Here is a 15,651-nt window from a genome sequence, read left to right as displayed (position 1 = left end):
TTGGGAGTCCGCGCCGCCGCCAGCGACAATGCGGACATGGGACATCTTGAGGCCGGACACCTGGACTACTACCTTCCGGACGGGCGCGTGCTGCTGTCGGACGCCTCCTTCCGCGTGGGGGAGGGGTCCGTGGTCGCCCTGGTCGGAGCGAACGGCGCGGGCAAGACCACGCTGCTGAAGCTGATCTCGGGCGAGCTGCAGCCGCACGGCGGGGCCGTGACGGTCAGCGGCGGACTGGGCGTGATGTCGCAGTTCGTGGGATCGGTGCGGGACGAGACCACGGTCCGGGACCTGCTCGTGTCCGTGGCGCAGCCCCGGATCCGCGTGGCGGCGAAGGCCGTGGACGAGGCCGAGCACCTGATCATGACGGTGGACGACGAGTCGGCGCAGATGAAGTACGCGCAGGCGCTGTCCGACTGGGCCGACGTGCAGGGGTACGAGGCCGAGACCCTGTGGGACGTCTGCACGACGGCCGCGCTGGGGATCCCGTACGACAAGGCGCAGTTCCGCGAGGTGCGGACGCTGTCGGGCGGTGAGCAGAAGCGGCTGGTGCTGGAGGCGCTGCTGCGCGGGCCGGACGAGGTGCTGCTCCTCGACGAGCCGGACAACTACCTCGACGTACCCGGCAAGCGGTGGCTGGAGGACCAGCTCAAGGCCACCCGCAAGACCGTGCTGTTCGTCTCCCACGACCGGGAGCTGCTGGCCCGGGCCGCCGAGAAGATCGTGAGCGTGGAGCCCGGCCTCGACGGCTCGGACGTCTGGGTGCACGGCGCCGGCTTCGACACCTTCCACGAGGCCCGCAAGGAGCGCTTCGCGCGCTTCGAGGAGCTCAAGCGGCGCTGGGAGGAGAAGCACGCCCAGCTGAAGAAACTGGTGGTCAACCTCCGGCAGGCGGCCGCGGTCAGCCACGAGATGTCCTCGCGGTACGCGGCGGCGCAGACGCGGCTGCGGAAGTTCGAGGAGGCGGGCCCGCCGCCGGAGCCGCCGCGCGAGCAGGAGATCACCATGCGCCTGAAGGGCGGCCGTACCGGCGTCCGGGCGGTGACCTGCGAGAAGCTGGAGCTCACCGGCCTGATGAAGCCCTTCGACCTGGAGGTCTTCTACGGGGAGCGGGTCGCGGTCCTGGGCTCGAACGGCTCGGGCAAGTCGCACTTCCTGCGGCTGCTCGCCGGCGAGGACGTGAAGCACTCGGGCACGTGGAAGCTCGGCGCGCGGGTCGTGCCCGGGCACTTCGCGCAGACGCACGCCCATCCCGAGCTGTTCGCGCGCACCCTCGTCGACATCCTGTGGACGGAGCACGCGAAGGACCGCGGCGGGGCCATGTCGGTGCTGCGCCGGTACGAGCTGGAGCGCCAGGGGGACCAGCCCTTCGAGAAGCTGTCCGGCGGGCAGCAGGCGCGCTTCCAGATCCTGCTGCTGGAGCTGGCGGGGACCACGGCGCTGCTGCTGGACGAGCCGACGGACAACCTGGACCTGGAGTCGGCGGAGGCCCTCCAGGACGGGCTGGAGGCCTACGAGGGCACGGTGCTGTGCGTGACGCACGACCGCTGGTTCGCCCGCTCCTTCGACCGGTACCTGGTCTTCGGCTCGGACGGGGTGGTGCGGGAGTCGGCCGAGCCCGTGTGGGACGAGCGGCGGGTCGAGCGCACGCGGTAGGCCCGGGGCTGCCGGCGAGGCCTAGGCCGTCTCTTCCGGATCCTGGCGGGTCCGCGGCGTCCGGCACTGCGCCTCGCGGCACTGCACTCGCTGCGCTCGCTCCGTCTCGGCTCCTCTTCGAGGGCCTTGGAGGCCGAGCTGTCGGGGAGCCCGGGTACGTCCAGTACCCGGGCTCCCCTCCGCCTTGCGAGGCACAGCACCGGACGCCGCGGCCTGATCCGCCAAGATCCGAAAGAGACGGCCTAGCATCGCCGCATGACGCGTGACGGACGGGCTGGTTCCGCCGGGTTTGCGGGGTCTGCGGGGTCTGCGGGGCCGGTCCGGGCTGACCGGGTGCGGCGGTGGCTGCTGCGCCCGGCGCCGCGGGCCTGGCGGGCGGGCGCGCTGTGCGCCGTGCTCGCGGTGGCGGTGTCGGCCGCGGTGCGGGTGCCCGGCGGCGGGATGGACAACGGCTTCGTGGTGAAGGCGGCGGCCGCGCTGCTGGCGGGGGAGTCCCCGTACGCGGACGAGCGGTTCCTCTACCTGCCGAGCGCCGTGCTGCTGGCCGTGCCGGAGGCGCTGCTTCCCGCGGGGGTGCTGCGCTGGGCCGTCCCGGCGGCGGTCAGCGCCCTGCTGGCGGCGGGCTGGTGGGCGGCGCTGCGGCTGTACGCCGTACCCCTCGCCTCCCGGCTGGCCGTGTGCGGGTTCGCGGCCCTCGCGCTGGGCTTCCGGCCGTACGGGAACCTGGTCCGGCTCGGGAACTGGACCGCCCTGTGCGCCGCCGCGCTGCCGCTGGCGCTGCTGCTCGCGAGCCGGGGGCGGTGGAAGGCCGCGGGGGCCCTCGTCGGGGTCGCGATCGCCTGCAAGCCGATGCTGGTGCCGGTGGTGCTGCTCTTCCTGGCGGCGCGGCGGTGGCGGGCTGCGGCCCTGGCGGTGCTGGTGCCGGCGGCGCTCTCGCTGCTGGGCGGGCTGCTGATGCCGGACCCGGCGCTCTTCTTCACCAAGACCCTGCCCTTCCTGCTGCGCGGGCAGGACTCCTTCGCGCTGGCGTGGGACGCCTCGCCGGTGGCGGTGCTGCCGCGGCTGGGGGTGCCGCAGCCGGCTGCGCTCGCCCTCGCGGGCGCGGGGGCGGCGGCGGGGCTGTGGTGCGCGTGGCGGCGGTGGAACCGGCCGGAGCCGGGTACCGGGGCGGGGCCGGGTGCGGGGTGCGCCGCCGTGGAGGGAGCGCGGCTGGCGGAGACCGCGGCCATGGTGATGCTCGCCGCATTCCTGGTCTCGCGGCCGTCCTTCGACCACTACCTGCTGGTGGTGCTGCCCCTGCTGCTCGCCTCGGCCGCGACGGGCGGCTCGGCGGCCCGGGACCCCTGGTTCTGGGTGGCGGCGGCTCCGCAGGCGGCGGGGCTGCCCTGGCCCTACCCGGCCGTGCGCACCCGCGCCTTCCTGGACTGCTTCACCCTCTGTGTGCTGGCCGCGACCCTGATGCGGAGGTGTGCGCGTCCGGCGCGGGTTAACCTGGATCCCGTACGGACTGCAGGTTCCGTGCGCGCCGACGAGCCGGCCGGGGCCGGATCCCGTCCGGCGTTTTGACCCGTCCGGGGCAGCACAGGTATCCTGCTGGTTCGTTATGCGTATTGGCTTGTTCATTCTCACGTGAAAGGGCCCTTACGCCGGTCCACCGGGCCGATGACCAGCGGTGTGCACGGGTTGCGTCCCCGTCGCACACCAGGGCTGTCGTGATCGTCCGTGGTGACCCTTGTCAGGACCCGTTCCTCCAGGCCCGCCCTGGAGGGGCTACCACCACTGAAGAAGCGAAGGCATACGACCGTGCGTACGTACAGCCCCAAGCCCGGCGACGTTCAGCGCCAGTGGCACGTCATTGACGCCCAGGACGTTGTCCTCGGCCGTCTGGCGACCCAGGCCGCCACCCTCCTGCGGGGCAAGCACAAGCCCACCTACGCCCCGCACATGGACATGGGCGACTTCGTCGTCATCATCAACGCCGACAAGGTCCACCTGTCCGGCAACAAGGCCTCCCAGAAGATGGCGTACCGCCACTCCGGCTACCCGGGCGGCCTCCGTTCGGTGCGCTACGACGACCTCCTGGCGAACAACCCGGAGAAGGCCGTCGAGAAGGCCATCAAGGGCATGCTCCCCAAGAACACCCTGGGCCGTCAGATGCTCTCGAAGCTGAAGGTCTACTCGGGCGACCAGCACCCCCACGCTGCCCAGCAGCCGGTGCCGTTCGAGATCACCCAGGTCGCGCAGTAATCCCGGCCACCCCCTAAGACACAGAGAATTCTGAGGAGAATCGTGGCCGAGACCACCTTCGAAGCCCCCGTCGAGGGCGACGAGACCTACGACGCCGTCACCACGTTCGAGTCCGAGGCGCCGGAGGGTGACTACACCTCCGAGTCCACGGCCTCGCGCTTCGGCGACCCGCAGCCGGCCGCCGGCCTGGGCCGCCGCAAGAACGCCATCGCCCGCGTCCGGATCGTTCCGGGCACCGGCCAGTGGAAGATCAACGGCCGCACCCTCGAGGACTACTTCCCGAACAAGGTGCACCAGCAGGAAGTCAACGAGCCCTTCAAGGTGCTCGAGCTCGACAACCGCTACGACGTCATCGCCCGCATCGCGGGTGGCGGCGTGTCCGGCCAGGCCGGCGCCCTGCGCCTCGGCGTGGCCCGTGCGCTGAACGAGGCGGACGTGGACAACAACCGCCCGGCGCTGAAGAAGGCCGGCTTCCTCTCCCGTGACGACCGCGCGGTCGAGCGGAAGAAGGCCGGTCTCAAGAAGGCCCGTAAGGCCCCGCAGTACAGCAAGCGCTAATCTCCGCCTGCTGCTCTGCACGATTCCGCCCCGGCGGCACGCTCTGTGCTGCCGGGGCGGTTCGTTTATCGCCACAAGCGACGTATATCTGTCTCAAAGGCTCTACACGGCACTACAAGGCAAGGCTTACAAGGCTCGCCACAAGCTCTGCACGGCCAGATCTCGGTAACTCGGAGGACAACAGTGGGACGACTCTTCGGCACGGACGGTGTACGCGGTGTCGCCAACGCGGATCTGACGGCGGAGCTCGCGCTCGGCCTCTCCGTGGCTGCGGCGCACGTGCTCGCGGAGGCGGGCACCTTTGAAGGCCATCGCCCCACTGCGGTGGTCGGCCGCGACCCCCGGGCCTCGGGCGAGTTCCTGGAGGCGGCCGTGGTCGCGGGCCTGGCCAGCGCCGGCGTGGACGTCCTGCGCGTCGGTGTGCTGCCCACCCCCGCGGTGGCGTATCTCACCGGTGCGCTGGGCGCCGACCTCGGCGTGATGCTCTCCGCGAGCCACAACGCCATGCCCGACAACGGCATCAAGTTCTTCGCCCGCGGCGGCCACAAGCTCGCCGACGAGCTCGAGGACAAGATCGAGGCCGTGTACGAGGAGCACCGCACGGGCGCCCCCTGGGAGCGCCCGACCGGCGCCGGCGTCGGCCGCGTGCGCACGTACGACGAGGGCTTCGACCGCTACGTCGCCCACCTGATCGGGGTCCTCCCCAACCGCCTCGACGGCCTGAAGATCGTCCTCGACGAGGCCCACGGCGCGGCCGCCCGGGTCTCGCCCGAGGCCTTCGCCCGCGCGGGCGCCGAGGTGGTCACCATCGGTGCCGACCCGGACGGCCTGAACATCAACGACGGCTGCGGCTCCACCCACCTGGGCCTGCTCAAGGCCGCCGTCCTGGAGCACGGCGCCGACCTGGGCATCGCGCACGACGGCGACGCCGACCGCTGCCTGGCCGTGGACGGCGCGGGCAACGAGGTCGACGGGGACCAGATCCTCGCCGTCCTGGCCCTCGCCATGCGCGAGGCCGGCTCGCTGCGCAAGAACACCGTGGTCGCCACCGTCATGTCGAACCTCGGCTTCAAGCTGGCCATGGAGAACGAGGGCATCGCCTTCGTCGAGACCGGCGTCGGCGACCGCTACGTCCTGGAGTCGATGAAGGAGCACGGCTACGCCCTCGGCGGCGAGCAGTCCGGGCACGTCATCATCCTCGACCACGCCACCACCGGCGACGGCACCCTGACCGGCCTGATGCTGGCCGCCCGGGTGGCCGCCACCGGCCGCTCCCTGGCCGAGCTCGCCGGGGTCATGGACCGGCTGCCGCAGATCCTGATCAACGTGCCCGACGTGGACAAGTCCCGGGTCACCACCTCCGCCGAGCTGGCCGCGGCCGTCGCGGACGCCGAGCGCGAGCTCGGCGCCACCGGCCGCGTGCTGCTGCGCCCCTCCGGCACCGAGCCCCTGGTCCGCGTCATGGTCGAGGCCGCGGACATCGGCCAGGCGCGCGCGGTCGCGGGCCGGCTGGCGGACGCGGTGAAGACCGCGCTCGGCTAGTCCGGGCCGTTGTGCCGCGCCGCGGCGTCCGCCGGTCCACGGGACCGGGCGGGCGCCGCGGCCGTTTCCGGGCCGGGGCGGTGGGGCTACCCCTTTCCGGGGCGCCGGCCCGTTCCGCGGCGGGTGCCCGGCGGGCGGCGCCAGTGCCCGCGCTGGGTGCGCCACAGCAGCTTCTGCCCGTACAGGGTCAAGACGCCCGCGAGGACGATGCCGACGAGGTTGAGCAGCAGCTGGAGGGCGGAGCCGCCCATCTGGCCCACCTCGCCGTAGCCGAGGGCGACGGCCGCGTTGGCGGCGGCCGGGACCGTGGTCACCGAGATGGCGACCCCGACGAGCGCCCCCGACTTCGAGGAGGTCAGGGAGAGCACCCCGGCGGCGCCCGCGAGCAGGGCCACCACGAAGGAGAACGGGTCCGGCTGCCAGATGAAGCTGGTGTTCGGCCGGGGGTCGTCCAGCATCGACTTCTCGAACAGCCCGAGGGCGTCCATCGCCAGCGTGAACGCGGTCGTGGCGGCCATCGCCACGACGAAGCCCACGAACAGGGCGATCAGGGAGCGCAGCGCCAGCCGGGGCACCCGCCGGACCAGCCCGGTGCAGATCCCGGCGAGCGGGCCGAACTCGGGGCCGACCGCCATCGCGCCCACGATCAGGACGGCGTTGTCGAGGACCACGCCGCAGGCCGCGATCATGGTCGCGAGGACCATGAAGGCGCCGTAGGTGAGGGTGAGGGTGGACTCCTCGTGGGTGGCCTCGGTCAGCTGCTCCCACAGGACGGCGTCGGCGCCCTCGCCCGGGGCCTCCTTTTCGGCCTCCTCCGCGCGGGCGGACAGCGACAGGTCGATGTCCTCGACGGCGATCGAGCCGTCCCGGTCGATGCCGAGCCCGCGCAGCCCGTGCAGCAGCTCGTCCCCGGCCTCGCGGGCGATATCGCAGAGGACCAGGTCCCCGGCGGGCTCGCGGGCCGCGCCGGGGAGTACGACCAGGTGGGTGGTGCCCACCGTGCCCTGGACCAGCTCGATCACGGCGTCCGTCCGGTCCGGCGGAGTGATCATCCGTAGGTGCAGCATGGCCGCACCCTAACGGCCGGGGCCCGCCGGCCCGGCTACAGCTTGCGCAGGCTGAGCCGCTGCACCTTGTGGTCGGGGCCCTTGCGGACGACGAGGGTGGCGCGCCCGCGGGTGGGGGCCACGTTCTCCAGCAGGTTGGGCCGGTTGATGGTCCGCCACATGGTCCGCGCGTAGTCGAGGGCCTCCTCCTCGGAGACCTGGGTGTACTGGCGGAAGTACGAGAACGGGTTCTGGAAGGCGGTCTCGCGCAGTTTGCGGAAGCGGTTGAGGTACCAGCGCTCGATGTCCTCCGGCTTGGCGTCCACGTACACGCTGAAGTCGAAGTAGTCGGCGAGGCCGACGCGGGTGCGGCCGTCCTTGCCGGGCAGGGCCGGCTGGAGGACGTTCAGGCCCTCGACGATCAGGATGTCCGGGCGGCGCACGACGAGCCGCTCGCCGGGCACGATGTCGTAGATGAGGTGGGAGTAGACGGGGGCGGTGACCTCGTCCTTCCCGGCCTTGATGTCCGCGACGAACCGGGTCAGGGCCCGGCGGTCGTACGACTCGGGGAAGCCCTTGCGGGAGGTGAGCCCGCGCTCCCGGAGCTCCTTCATCGGGTAGAGGAACCCGTCGGTGGTGACCAGCTCGACGCGCGGGTGCTCGGGCCAGCGGGCGAGCAGGGCCTGCAGCAGCCGGGCGACGGTGGACTTGCCCACGGCCACGCTGCCGGCGACCCCTATGACGAAGGGGGTGCCGGTCTGGGCGCCGTGGCCGTTCCCGGCGTCGCCGAGGAAGGTGTTGAGGGCGCCGCGGAGGTTGCTGGTGGCCCCGACGTACAGGTTGAGGAGCCGGGACAGCGGCAGGTACACGTCCCGTACCTCGTCCAGGTCGATGACGTCGCCCAGGCCGCGCAGGCGCTCCACCTCGTCGGCGGTGAGCGGCAGGGGGGTCCGCTCGCGCAGGGCGCTCCACTCGGCGCGGGTGAGGTCCACGTACGGCGACGTCTCGGTCCGGCGCCGGTCTGTTCCGCTTCGTGGCGGCGAAGTGATCACAGGGCCATTGTCGGCGCTGGGCGGCGGTTGTGGGCCGTGGGGTCGGTCACGTGGCGGAGCGGCGGCGGGGGCGGCGGGCTCCGGCACGGGGGTTGTACGGGATTGGGTTGCGATTGCGGCGCCCTCGCGTCTCATGGCTGTCACGATCTTCCGGCGGGGCCCCGTCCGGGGTGGAGCGGGCCTGTGGCGCCCGTAGATTTCCGATCGTCGCACTTGTGGGTCACAGGGGAGAGTCAGCCATGCACAGCACGCTCGTCCGCCGTTCCGCCGCCGCCTTGTCCGCGGTGTCCCTGGCCCTGCTGGCCACCGCCTGCAGCGGCTCCGGATCCTCCGGCTCCGGGGAGAAGGGCGAGGAGGGCGCTTCGGAGGCCTCCGCCGCGAAGGCGCTGACCGCGGCCGAGCTGGAGAAGCGGGCCCTCACCGAGGGCGACGTGCCGAAGCACCAGTTCAAGAAGGCCGGCCCGGAGGACCTGGTGAAGGCCGCCGATGCGGGCAGCGACAAGGCCGAGTGCAAGATCCTCAACGAGGCCTCCGGCCTGATCTCGGTCGGCAGGCCCGCCGCGACCGCCACGGTGATGGCGACCAGCCTGCCCGCCAAGGCGACGGACGTCATGAACGTGACCGCGACCGGTATCACCCTGGGCTCGTACGCGGGCCAGGGCGCCGAGGAGGCGCTCCACCAGGTGAAGAAGGCGGCGGAGGCCTGCAAGGGCGGGTTCATGACCACCACGCAGGGCGAGGAGACCCGGGTCTACGGCATGGAGCCGGCCGAGGTGACCGGCGGCGACGAGGCCGCGGCGTGGACGGTGACCGCGGACATGGACGGGGAGAAGGCGCAGACGAAGCTGGTCCTCGTCCGCAAGGGGAACACCCTGGTGACCCTGCACGCGATCAACTTCGCCGGCAAGACCGCGCTGCCGGCGGAGCTGATCGCGGCGCAGCTGAAGAAGCTGGGCTGATCCGCTGGTCCGCTGGTCCGCTGATCTGCTGGCGGTGCCCCGGTTTCCCCTGAGGGGGCCGGGGCGCCGCCGTGTCCGGGCCGGTGCGGGCCGTTCAGCCGCGGGCCGTGCCCCCGGGGCCGGTGTCGTCGAGCCGGTCGTGCGCGGCCAGGTCCGCGAGGGTGCGCGCGTACCGGCGGTCGGTCTCCTCCGCCTCGCGCACGGTCTCGCCGATGCGCTCGGCGATGGCCTCGGCGGCCGCCCGGTGCGGGTTCTCCGCGGTGCCGCCGGGTCCGGGTCCGGGCGGCGGCGGGGCGCCGGTGGAGCCGCCCGGGCGGGGTTCCTCCTCCGGGGTGACGGGGAAGGCGGGGTACTCGACGGACCCGTCCGGGTGGACCGTGTAGTTCCGCGCCTCGGCCTCGGCGAGGGCGCGCCGCAGCTTCTGCTGGGTGACGGCCAGTTCGTCCGCCAGGCCGATGAGGGTGCTGCGGACGACCCCGCACTCGGTGTGGACATACTGGTAGTTGCGGCTCAGCCGCTCCGTGTCGGCGACCGCGGCGTCCGCGGCCCGGCCCTTCTGGGTCTCCCGGATCCGCGCCGTCATCTCGGAGTCCACCCGGTCCCGGGAGGCGTCCGCGCGGCCGGAGGCCTTGCCCCAGCCGTCGGCCGCCGCCTCGTACGCGCCGAAGTCCGCGTCGCGCAGCTGCTGCCAGGTCGTCACGGCCGCTCCTCCCCGCGCATCCGGCGGGCGGTGTCTTCCTCGCGGTCTCCGAAGTCGCGGCCGGTGGCCGCCAGCGAGTCCGAGAGCCGTCCGCACTCCTCCTGCACCGCGGACAGCCGCCGCTGCCAGGAGGCGAGTACGGTCTCCAGCACCCCGGAGGAGGAGAAGCCGGCGGTGGCCGCGCCGACCACCTCGTGGGCGGAGCCCAGGTCGGTCGAGGCGCTGCCGGTGGCCCCCTGGAGGGAGCGGGCCGCCGCCGAGGCCTGCGACCAGGGGGCCGGGTCCGCCTCCAGGTCGGCTCCTCCCGCGCCCGGTCCGCCGCCGGGTCCGGCCGCGGCGAGCACCACGCCGTCGCCCGCCCCCTCCGGACCGAACAGGTCCTGCCACTTCGCGTCGAGCGCCACGCCCCACCCCTTCGGGATCGCAGGTTTGTTCCCGTGAAGCTAGCAAGAGGGGAGCGGCGGATTTCGTCCGGTTCGGGTCCCGGGCGGCGGCCGGGCCCGGGCGTAGGCTGCCGCCCATGTGCGGAATCGTGGGATACGTGGGAGCGCAGTCCGCGCTCGATGTCGTCATCGCAGGACTCAAGCGGCTCGAATACCGGGGCTACGACTCGGCGGGCGTGGCCGTGCTGGCGGACGGCGGGCTCGCCGCGGCGAAGAAGTCCGGAAAGCTCGTCAATCTGGAGAAGGAGCTGGTGGGAAGGCCGCTGCCGGCCGGGTCCACCGGAATCGGGCACACCCGCTGGGCCACCCACGGCGGTCCCACCGACGCCAACGCCCACCCCCACCTCGACAATTCGGGCCGCGTCGCCGTGGTCCACAACGGGATCATCGAGAACTTCGCCGCCCTGCGCGCGGAGTTGGCCGACCGCGGGCACCGGCTGGACTCCGAGACCGACACCGAGGTGGTCTCCCACCTGCTGGCGGAGGCCTTCTCCTCCACCGGGGACCTCGCCGAGGCCATGCGGCAGGTCTGCCGCCGGCTCGAGGGGGCGTTCACGCTGGTCGCGGTGCACGCCGACGAGCCGGACGTGGTGGTCGGCGCCCGCCGGAACTCCCCGCTGGTGGTGGGCGTTGGAGAAGGCGAGTCCTTCCTCGCCTCGGACGTGGCCGCGTTCATCGCCCACACGCGGTCCGCGATCGAGCTGGGCCAGGACCAGGTCGTCGAGCTGCGCCGCGACGGGGTCACGGTGACGGACTTCGGCGGAGCGCCCGCGGACGTGCGGGCGTACCACGTGGACTGGGACGCGTCCGCGGCCGAGAAGGGGGGTTACGACTACTTCATGCTCAAGGAGATCGCCGAGCAGCCCAAGGCGGTCGCCGACACCCTGCTGGGCCGGATCGACGCGGGCGGTCTGCTGACCCTCGACGAGCTGCGGATCCCCGACTCCGTGCTCCGCGAGGTCGACAAGGTCGTCATCGTCGCCTGCGGTACGGCGTACCACGCCGGGATGATCGCGAAGCTGGCCATCGAGCACTGGACCCGCATCCCGTGCGAGACGGAGCTGGCCAGCGAGTTCCGCTACCGCGACCCGATCCTCGACCAGCGGACCCTCGTCATCGCCATCTCGCAGTCCGGCGAGACCATGGACACCCTGATGGCGCTGCGGCACGCCCGGGAGCAGGGCGCCAAGGTGCTGGCGGTCTGCAATACGAACGGCTCGACGATCCCCCGCGAGTCGGACGCCGTGCTGTACACGCACGCCGGGCCGGAGGTCGCCGTCGCCTCGACCAAGGCCTTCCTCACCCAGCTGGTCGCCTGCTACCTCGTCGCCCTCTACCTGGGGCAGGTGCGCGGCACCAAGTGGGGGGACGAGGTCCGGGCCGTGGTCCGGGAGCTGTCGGAGATCTCGGGGGCGGTGGACGCCGTACTGGAGACCATGGAGCCGGTCCGGGCCCTCGCGCGCTCGCTCGCGGACAAGGACACCGTGCTCTTCCTCGGCCGGCACGTGGGCTACCCGGTGGCGCTGGAGGGCGCGCTCAAGCTCAAGGAGCTCGCGTACATGCACGCGGAGGGCTTCGCGGCGGGCGAGCTGAAGCACGGGCCGATCGCGCTCATCGAGGAGGACCTGCCGGTGGTCGTGGTCGTGCCCTCGCCGCGCGGGCGCTCGGTGCTCCACGACAAGATCGTGTCCAACATCCAGGAGATCAGGGCCCGCGGGGCGCGCACGATCGTGATCGCGGAGGCGGGGGACGAGGCCGTGGCCCCGTACGCCGATCACCTGATCCGCATCCCGGCCACGCCGACGCTCCTCCAGCCGCTCGTGGCCACGGTCCCGCTCCAGGTCTTCGCCTGCGAACTGGCCACCGCGCGGGGCAACGAGGTCGACCAGCCGCGTAACCTCGCGAAGTCCGTGACCGTGGAGTGAAGCGAAGTGAAGTGACGTGAAGTGAGCGGAGTGACGCAGTGATCATCGGGGTGGGCATCGACGTCGCCGAGATCGACCGCTTCCAGGCCGCGCTGGAGCGGACGCCGAACATGGCGCGCCGCCTGTTCGTCGAGGCGGAGCTGATGCTGCCGAGCGGCGAGCGGCGCGGTACCGCCTCGCTCGCCGCCCGGTTCGCCGCCAAGGAGGCCCTGGCCAAGGCGCTCGGCGCCCCCGCCGGACTGCTGTGGACCGACGCCGAGGTGTACGTGGAGGAGAGCGGGCAGCCCCGGCTGCGCGTGTCCGGGACGGTGGCCGCGCGGGCCGCCGCCCTGGGCGTGAAGTCCTGGCACATCTCCCTCAGCCACGACGCCGGGGTGGCGTCGGCGGTGGTGATCGCGGAAGGCTGACCCCATGCGAACCGCTTACCGCGTGGAGACCGTACGGGCCGCCGAGCACGAGCTCATGGCCCGCCTGCCCGAGGGCGCCCTGATGCAGCGGGCGGCCGCCGGCCTGGCCGCCGCCTGCGCCGGACTCCTGGGCCGGGTCTACGGCTCGCGGGTCGTCCTGCTCGTCGGCCCCGGGGACAACGGCGGCGACGCCCTCTACGCGGGGGCGCGGCTGGCCCGCCGGGGCGCCGGGGTGACCGCCGTCCCCATGGACCCGCAGCGGATGCACCCGGGCGGGCTGCGCGCCCTGCGGGCCGCCGGCGGCCGGATCGCGGACGTCTTCTCCGCGGGCCGGACCGACCTGGTCCTCGACGGGCTGCTCGGCATCGGCGGGCGCGGCGGGCTGCGCCCGGCCGCCGCCGCTCTCGCCGCGCGGGCCGCCGCCGCCCGGGCCGCGGGCGCGCTCGTAGTGGCGGTCGACCTGCCCAGCGGGGTGGACGCGGACACGGGCGAGGTGTCCGGGCCGGTGGTCAGCGCCGATGCGACGGTGGCCTTCGGCGCGTACAAGCCGGGACTGCTGATCGACCCGGGGGCCGGGCACGCGGGGGCGCTGCGGCTGGTGGACATCGGGCTGAGCTTCGGCGGGCCGCCCGCGGTCGAGGCGCTCCAGTTCGCGGACGTGGCGCGGCTGCTGCCGGTGCCGGGGGCGGCCGACGACAAGTACCGGCGCGGGGTGGTCGGGGTGGTGGCCGGCTCGGCCACCTACCCGGGCGCGGCCGTGCTCGCCGTCGCGGGCGCGCTGCGGGGTGGTGCGGGGGCGGTGCGGTACGTCGGGCCCGCGGGCGCCGAGGTGCTGGCGCGCTACCCCGAGTCCCTCGTCCACCCCGGGCCGCCGTCGCGGGCCGGGCGGGTCCAGGCCTGGGTGGTCGGACCGGGCCTCGGCGAGGGCCGCGGCGAGGTCGCCGCCCTCCTCGCGGCGGAGGTGCCGCTGCTGATCGACGCCGACGGGCTGCGCGGGCTGGACCCGGCGGCGGTCCGGGCCCGGACCGCGCCGACGCTGCTGACCCCGCATGCGGGGGAGGCGGCGGCGCTGCTGGGGGTCGCGCGGGCGGAGGTGGAGTCCGCCCGGCTGGACTCCGTACGGGCCCTCGCCGACCGGTACGGGGCGGCGGTCCTCCTCAAGGGCTCGACGACGCTGGTCGCGGGGGCGGGTGGTGGAGCGGGGCCCGATTCGGGTCCCGGGGGCGGGGTGGGGCCGGGGTCTGGGGCTGGGCCGGGGTCTGGATCCGGGTTGGTGGTCGGCTCCGGGGCCGGGTCGGCGGTGCGGGTCAATCCGACCGGGACGCCGTGGCTGGCTACGGCGGGGAGCGGGGACGTGTTGGCGGGGCTGGCGGGGGCGCTGCTGGCTTCGGGGTTGTCGGCGGTTGCCGCCGGGTCTGTTGCGGCCCATCTGCACGGGCTGGCTGCGCGCCATGCGGCGGTTTCCGGCACCGGCTCTTCGTCCGGCTCGGACTACGGCTCCGGCTCCGTCGGCGGAGACCGGGGGCGCGTCGGCGGCGGGCCCGTCACCGCCCACGAGGTGGCCCTCGCGCTCCCCTCCGCCTGGCGCACGGTGACCACCCCCTGACCCCGGTTCCCGCTGCGCGGGGCCTGTTCCCCACCCCGCCCCTTCCCGAAGCAGGGGCTCCGCCCCCACACCCCCGCGCCTCAAACGCCGGCGGGGCTGGGGTGGTGGGGGTGGTCGGGTCGGGTGCGGGTGGGTGGCTTCGGGGCTGCACGACAACCTCAGTGGTGGGCTGGCTGGTGGCTGCACGGTCGCGCTGGCCGGAGCGAAATCCAGCCTGCGCGGCGATTGAGCGCACCGGGCGCGGAGCGCCCGGGAGGCGGGGGTGCGTGGGGGAGGTGGGGGTCACGTGGTGGGTTGCGGGGGGTGGGGGTTTGGCTCTGAGAGACTGGGCGCGATGAACGAGACAGCCCCGCAGCCCCGCGTACGCGCCGAAATCGACCTGGACGCCGTCCGCCACAACGTGCGCGCACTGCGCGACCGGGCGCCCCGCGCCCAGTTGATGGCCGTGGTGAAGGCCGACGCGTACGGGCACGGAGCGGTGCCCTGCGCCCGCGCCGCCCTGGAGGCCGGGGCCGCCTGGCTCGGCACGGCCACCCCGGAGGAGGCGCTCGCGCTGCGCGCGGCCGGTATCGGGGCCCCGGTGATGTGCTGGCTGTGGACCCCGGGCGGGCCCTTCCGGCAGGCCGTGGACGCCGGTATCGACATCGGCGTCAGCGGGATGTGGGCCCTGGACGAGGCGCTGGCCGCGGCCCGCGCCGCCGGCCGTCCGGCCCGGGTCCAGCTCAAGGCGGACACCGGCCTCGGCCGCAACGGCTGCCAGCCCCACGACTGGGCCGACCTCGTCGGCGCGGCCGTCGCCGCCCAGGCCGAGGGCACCGTCCGCGTCACCGGCCTCTGGTCCCACTTCGCCTGCGCCGACGAGCCGGGCCACCCCTCCGTCCAGCACCAGCTGACCGTCTTCCGGGACATGGTCGCGTACGCCGAGAAGGAGGGCCTGGAGCCCGAGGTCCGGCATATCGCGAACTCCCCGGCGACCCTCACCCTCCCCGAGAGCCACTTCGACCTCGTCCGTACCGGCCTCGCCGTCTACGGGGTCTCCCCTGCCCCCGAGCTCGGCACCCCGCAGCAGCTGGGCCTGCGCCCCGCGATGTCCCTCAAGGCCACGGTCGCCCTGGTCAAGGAGGTCCCGTCCGGGCACGGGGTCAGCTACGGGCACCACTACGTCACCGAGTCGGCCACGGGCCTCGCCCTGGTCCCGGCCGGGTACGCCGACGGGGTCCCGCGGAGCGCCTCCGGCCGCGGACCGGTCCTGGTGGGCGGCCGGGTCCGCCGGGCCGCGGGGCGGATCGCGATGGACCAGTTCGTGGTCGACACCGGCGCGGACCGGGTGCGCCCGGGGGACGAGGCCGTGCTCTTCGGCGCCGGCGACGGCGGGGAGCCCACCGCCGAGGACTGGGCGCAGGCCGCCGGCACCATCGCGTACGAGATCGTGACCCGCATCGGCGCGCGCGTGCCGCGCGTCTACCTCAACGCCGGGGCCTGACCCCGTACCCCACCCCGACGCCCGACC

General features: G+C 73.8%; 14 protein-coding genes. 10 read left to right on the top strand and 4 right to left on the bottom strand.

Annotated elements, in window-relative coordinates:
• Positions 1-36: 36 nt before the first annotated feature.
• The 5 genes from ACZ7JZ_RS01675 to glmM all read left to right on the top strand — a co-directional run bounded on the left by ACZ7JZ_RS01675 (position 37) and on the right by glmM (position 6,003).
• The gene (locus ACZ7JZ_RS01675; RefSeq protein ID WP_470932061.1) at positions 37-1,656 is read left to right on the top strand and encodes an ABC-F family ATP-binding cassette domain-containing protein; all 1,620 of its coding nucleotides are present in this window, start codon (positions 37-39) and stop codon (positions 1,654-1,656) included.
• A gap of 255 nt (positions 1,657-1,911) precedes the next feature.
• Positions 1,912-3,222: a glycosyltransferase 87 family protein gene (locus tag ACZ7JZ_RS01670; RefSeq protein ID WP_470932059.1), complete on the top strand. Its 1,311-nt coding sequence runs from the start codon at positions 1,912-1,914 to the stop codon at positions 3,220-3,222.
• A gap of 237 nt (positions 3,223-3,459) precedes the next feature.
• Entirely contained in the window at positions 3,460-3,903 is a 444-nt protein-coding gene (gene rplM, locus ACZ7JZ_RS01665; RefSeq protein WP_470932057.1) for a 50S ribosomal protein L13, read from the top strand.
• Positions 3,904-3,945: 42 nt separating this feature from the next.
• A complete protein-coding gene (rpsI, locus tag ACZ7JZ_RS01660) occupies positions 3,946-4,461 on the top strand; it encodes a 30S ribosomal protein S9 (RefSeq protein WP_470932055.1) in 516 nt (171 codons plus the stop codon).
• Between the two features lie 183 nt (positions 4,462-4,644).
• The gene (gene glmM / locus ACZ7JZ_RS01655) at positions 4,645-6,003 is read left to right on the top strand and encodes a phosphoglucosamine mutase (protein WP_470932053.1); all 1,359 of its coding nucleotides are present in this window, start codon (positions 4,645-4,647) and stop codon (positions 6,001-6,003) included.
• 86 nt (positions 6,004-6,089) lie between these two features.
• On the opposite strand, the gene ACZ7JZ_RS01650 is transcribed toward glmM, so the two are convergent.
• Both ACZ7JZ_RS01650 and coaA read right to left on the bottom strand, forming a co-directional pair.
• A complete protein-coding gene (locus ACZ7JZ_RS01650; RefSeq protein ID WP_470932051.1) occupies positions 6,090-7,070 on the bottom strand; it encodes a DUF389 domain-containing protein in 981 nt (326 codons plus the stop codon).
• A 35-nt stretch (positions 7,071-7,105) separates the two neighbouring features.
• Entirely contained in the window at positions 7,106-8,101 is a 996-nt protein-coding gene (gene coaA, locus ACZ7JZ_RS01645; RefSeq protein ID WP_470932049.1) for a type I pantothenate kinase, read from the bottom strand.
• A 239-nt stretch (positions 8,102-8,340) separates the two neighbouring features.
• Here coaA and ACZ7JZ_RS01640 point away from each other — a divergent pair, with 239 nt between their 5' ends.
• Positions 8,341-9,060, top strand: a complete 720-nt coding sequence (locus ACZ7JZ_RS01640; protein WP_470932047.1) for a hypothetical protein — start codon at positions 8,341-8,343, stop codon at positions 9,058-9,060.
• 94 nt (positions 9,061-9,154) lie between these two features.
• Here the strand turns inward: ACZ7JZ_RS01640 and ACZ7JZ_RS01635 are convergent, their stop codons facing one another.
• Complete coding sequence (locus tag ACZ7JZ_RS01635; protein WP_470932045.1) at positions 9,155-9,760, bottom strand: hypothetical protein; 606 nt, start codon at positions 9,758-9,760, stop codon at positions 9,155-9,157.
• Positions 9,757-10,164, bottom strand: coding sequence for a hypothetical protein (locus ACZ7JZ_RS01630; protein ID WP_470932043.1), 408 nt, complete (start codon positions 10,162-10,164; stop codon positions 9,757-9,759). Before ACZ7JZ_RS01630 ends, ACZ7JZ_RS01635 begins: the two co-directional genes overlap by 4 nt.
• Before the next feature lie 116 nt (positions 10,165-10,280).
• Here ACZ7JZ_RS01630 and glmS point away from each other — a divergent pair, with 116 nt between their 5' ends.
• The 4 genes from glmS to alr all read left to right on the top strand — a co-directional run bounded on the left by glmS (position 10,281) and on the right by alr (position 15,624).
• Positions 10,281-12,128, top strand: a complete 1,848-nt coding sequence (gene glmS, locus ACZ7JZ_RS01625) for a glutamine--fructose-6-phosphate transaminase (isomerizing) (RefSeq protein WP_470932041.1) — start codon at positions 10,281-10,283, stop codon at positions 12,126-12,128.
• 38 nt (positions 12,129-12,166) lie between these two features.
• Positions 12,167-12,535 carry a holo-ACP synthase gene (locus tag ACZ7JZ_RS01620; RefSeq protein ID WP_470932039.1) on the top strand — a complete coding sequence of 123 codons (369 nt, stop codon included), beginning with the start codon at positions 12,167-12,169 and terminating at the stop codon, positions 12,533-12,535.
• 4 nt (positions 12,536-12,539) lie between these two features.
• The gene (locus ACZ7JZ_RS01615; protein ID WP_470932037.1) at positions 12,540-14,141 is read left to right on the top strand and encodes a bifunctional ADP-dependent NAD(P)H-hydrate dehydratase/NAD(P)H-hydrate epimerase; all 1,602 of its coding nucleotides are present in this window, start codon (positions 12,540-12,542) and stop codon (positions 14,139-14,141) included.
• Between the two features lie 334 nt (positions 14,142-14,475).
• The gene (gene alr, locus ACZ7JZ_RS01610; RefSeq protein WP_470932035.1) at positions 14,476-15,624 is read left to right on the top strand and encodes an alanine racemase; all 1,149 of its coding nucleotides are present in this window, start codon (positions 14,476-14,478) and stop codon (positions 15,622-15,624) included.
• Positions 15,625-15,651: the final 27 nt, after the last annotated feature.

Source organism: Streptomyces sp. NPDC038213, from assembly GCF_055600495.1.
Note: the sequence above shows the minus strand (reverse complement) of the source record. Positions and strands in the feature narration are given on the sequence as shown.

Coding starts and splice junctions, on each gene's coding strand:
- ACZ7JZ_RS01640 (WP_470932047.1), top strand. CDS start 8,341: ATGCACAGCACGCTCGTCCGCCGTTCCGCCGCCGCCTTGTCCGCGGTG.
- glmS (WP_470932041.1), top strand. CDS start 10,281: ATGTGCGGAATCGTGGGATACGTGGGAGCGCAGTCCGCGCTCGATGTC.
- ACZ7JZ_RS01615 (WP_470932037.1), top strand. CDS start 12,540: ATGCGAACCGCTTACCGCGTGGAGACCGTACGGGCCGCCGAGCACGAG.
- ACZ7JZ_RS01670 (WP_470932059.1), top strand. CDS start 1,912: ATGACGCGTGACGGACGGGCTGGTTCCGCCGGGTTTGCGGGGTCTGCG.
- ACZ7JZ_RS01650 (WP_470932051.1), bottom strand. CDS start 7,070: ATGCTGCACCTACGGATGATCACTCCGCCGGACCGGACGGACGCCGTG.
- alr (WP_470932035.1), top strand. CDS start 14,476: ATGAACGAGACAGCCCCGCAGCCCCGCGTACGCGCCGAAATCGACCTG.
- ACZ7JZ_RS01675 (WP_470932061.1), top strand. CDS start 37: ATGGGACATCTTGAGGCCGGACACCTGGACTACTACCTTCCGGACGGG.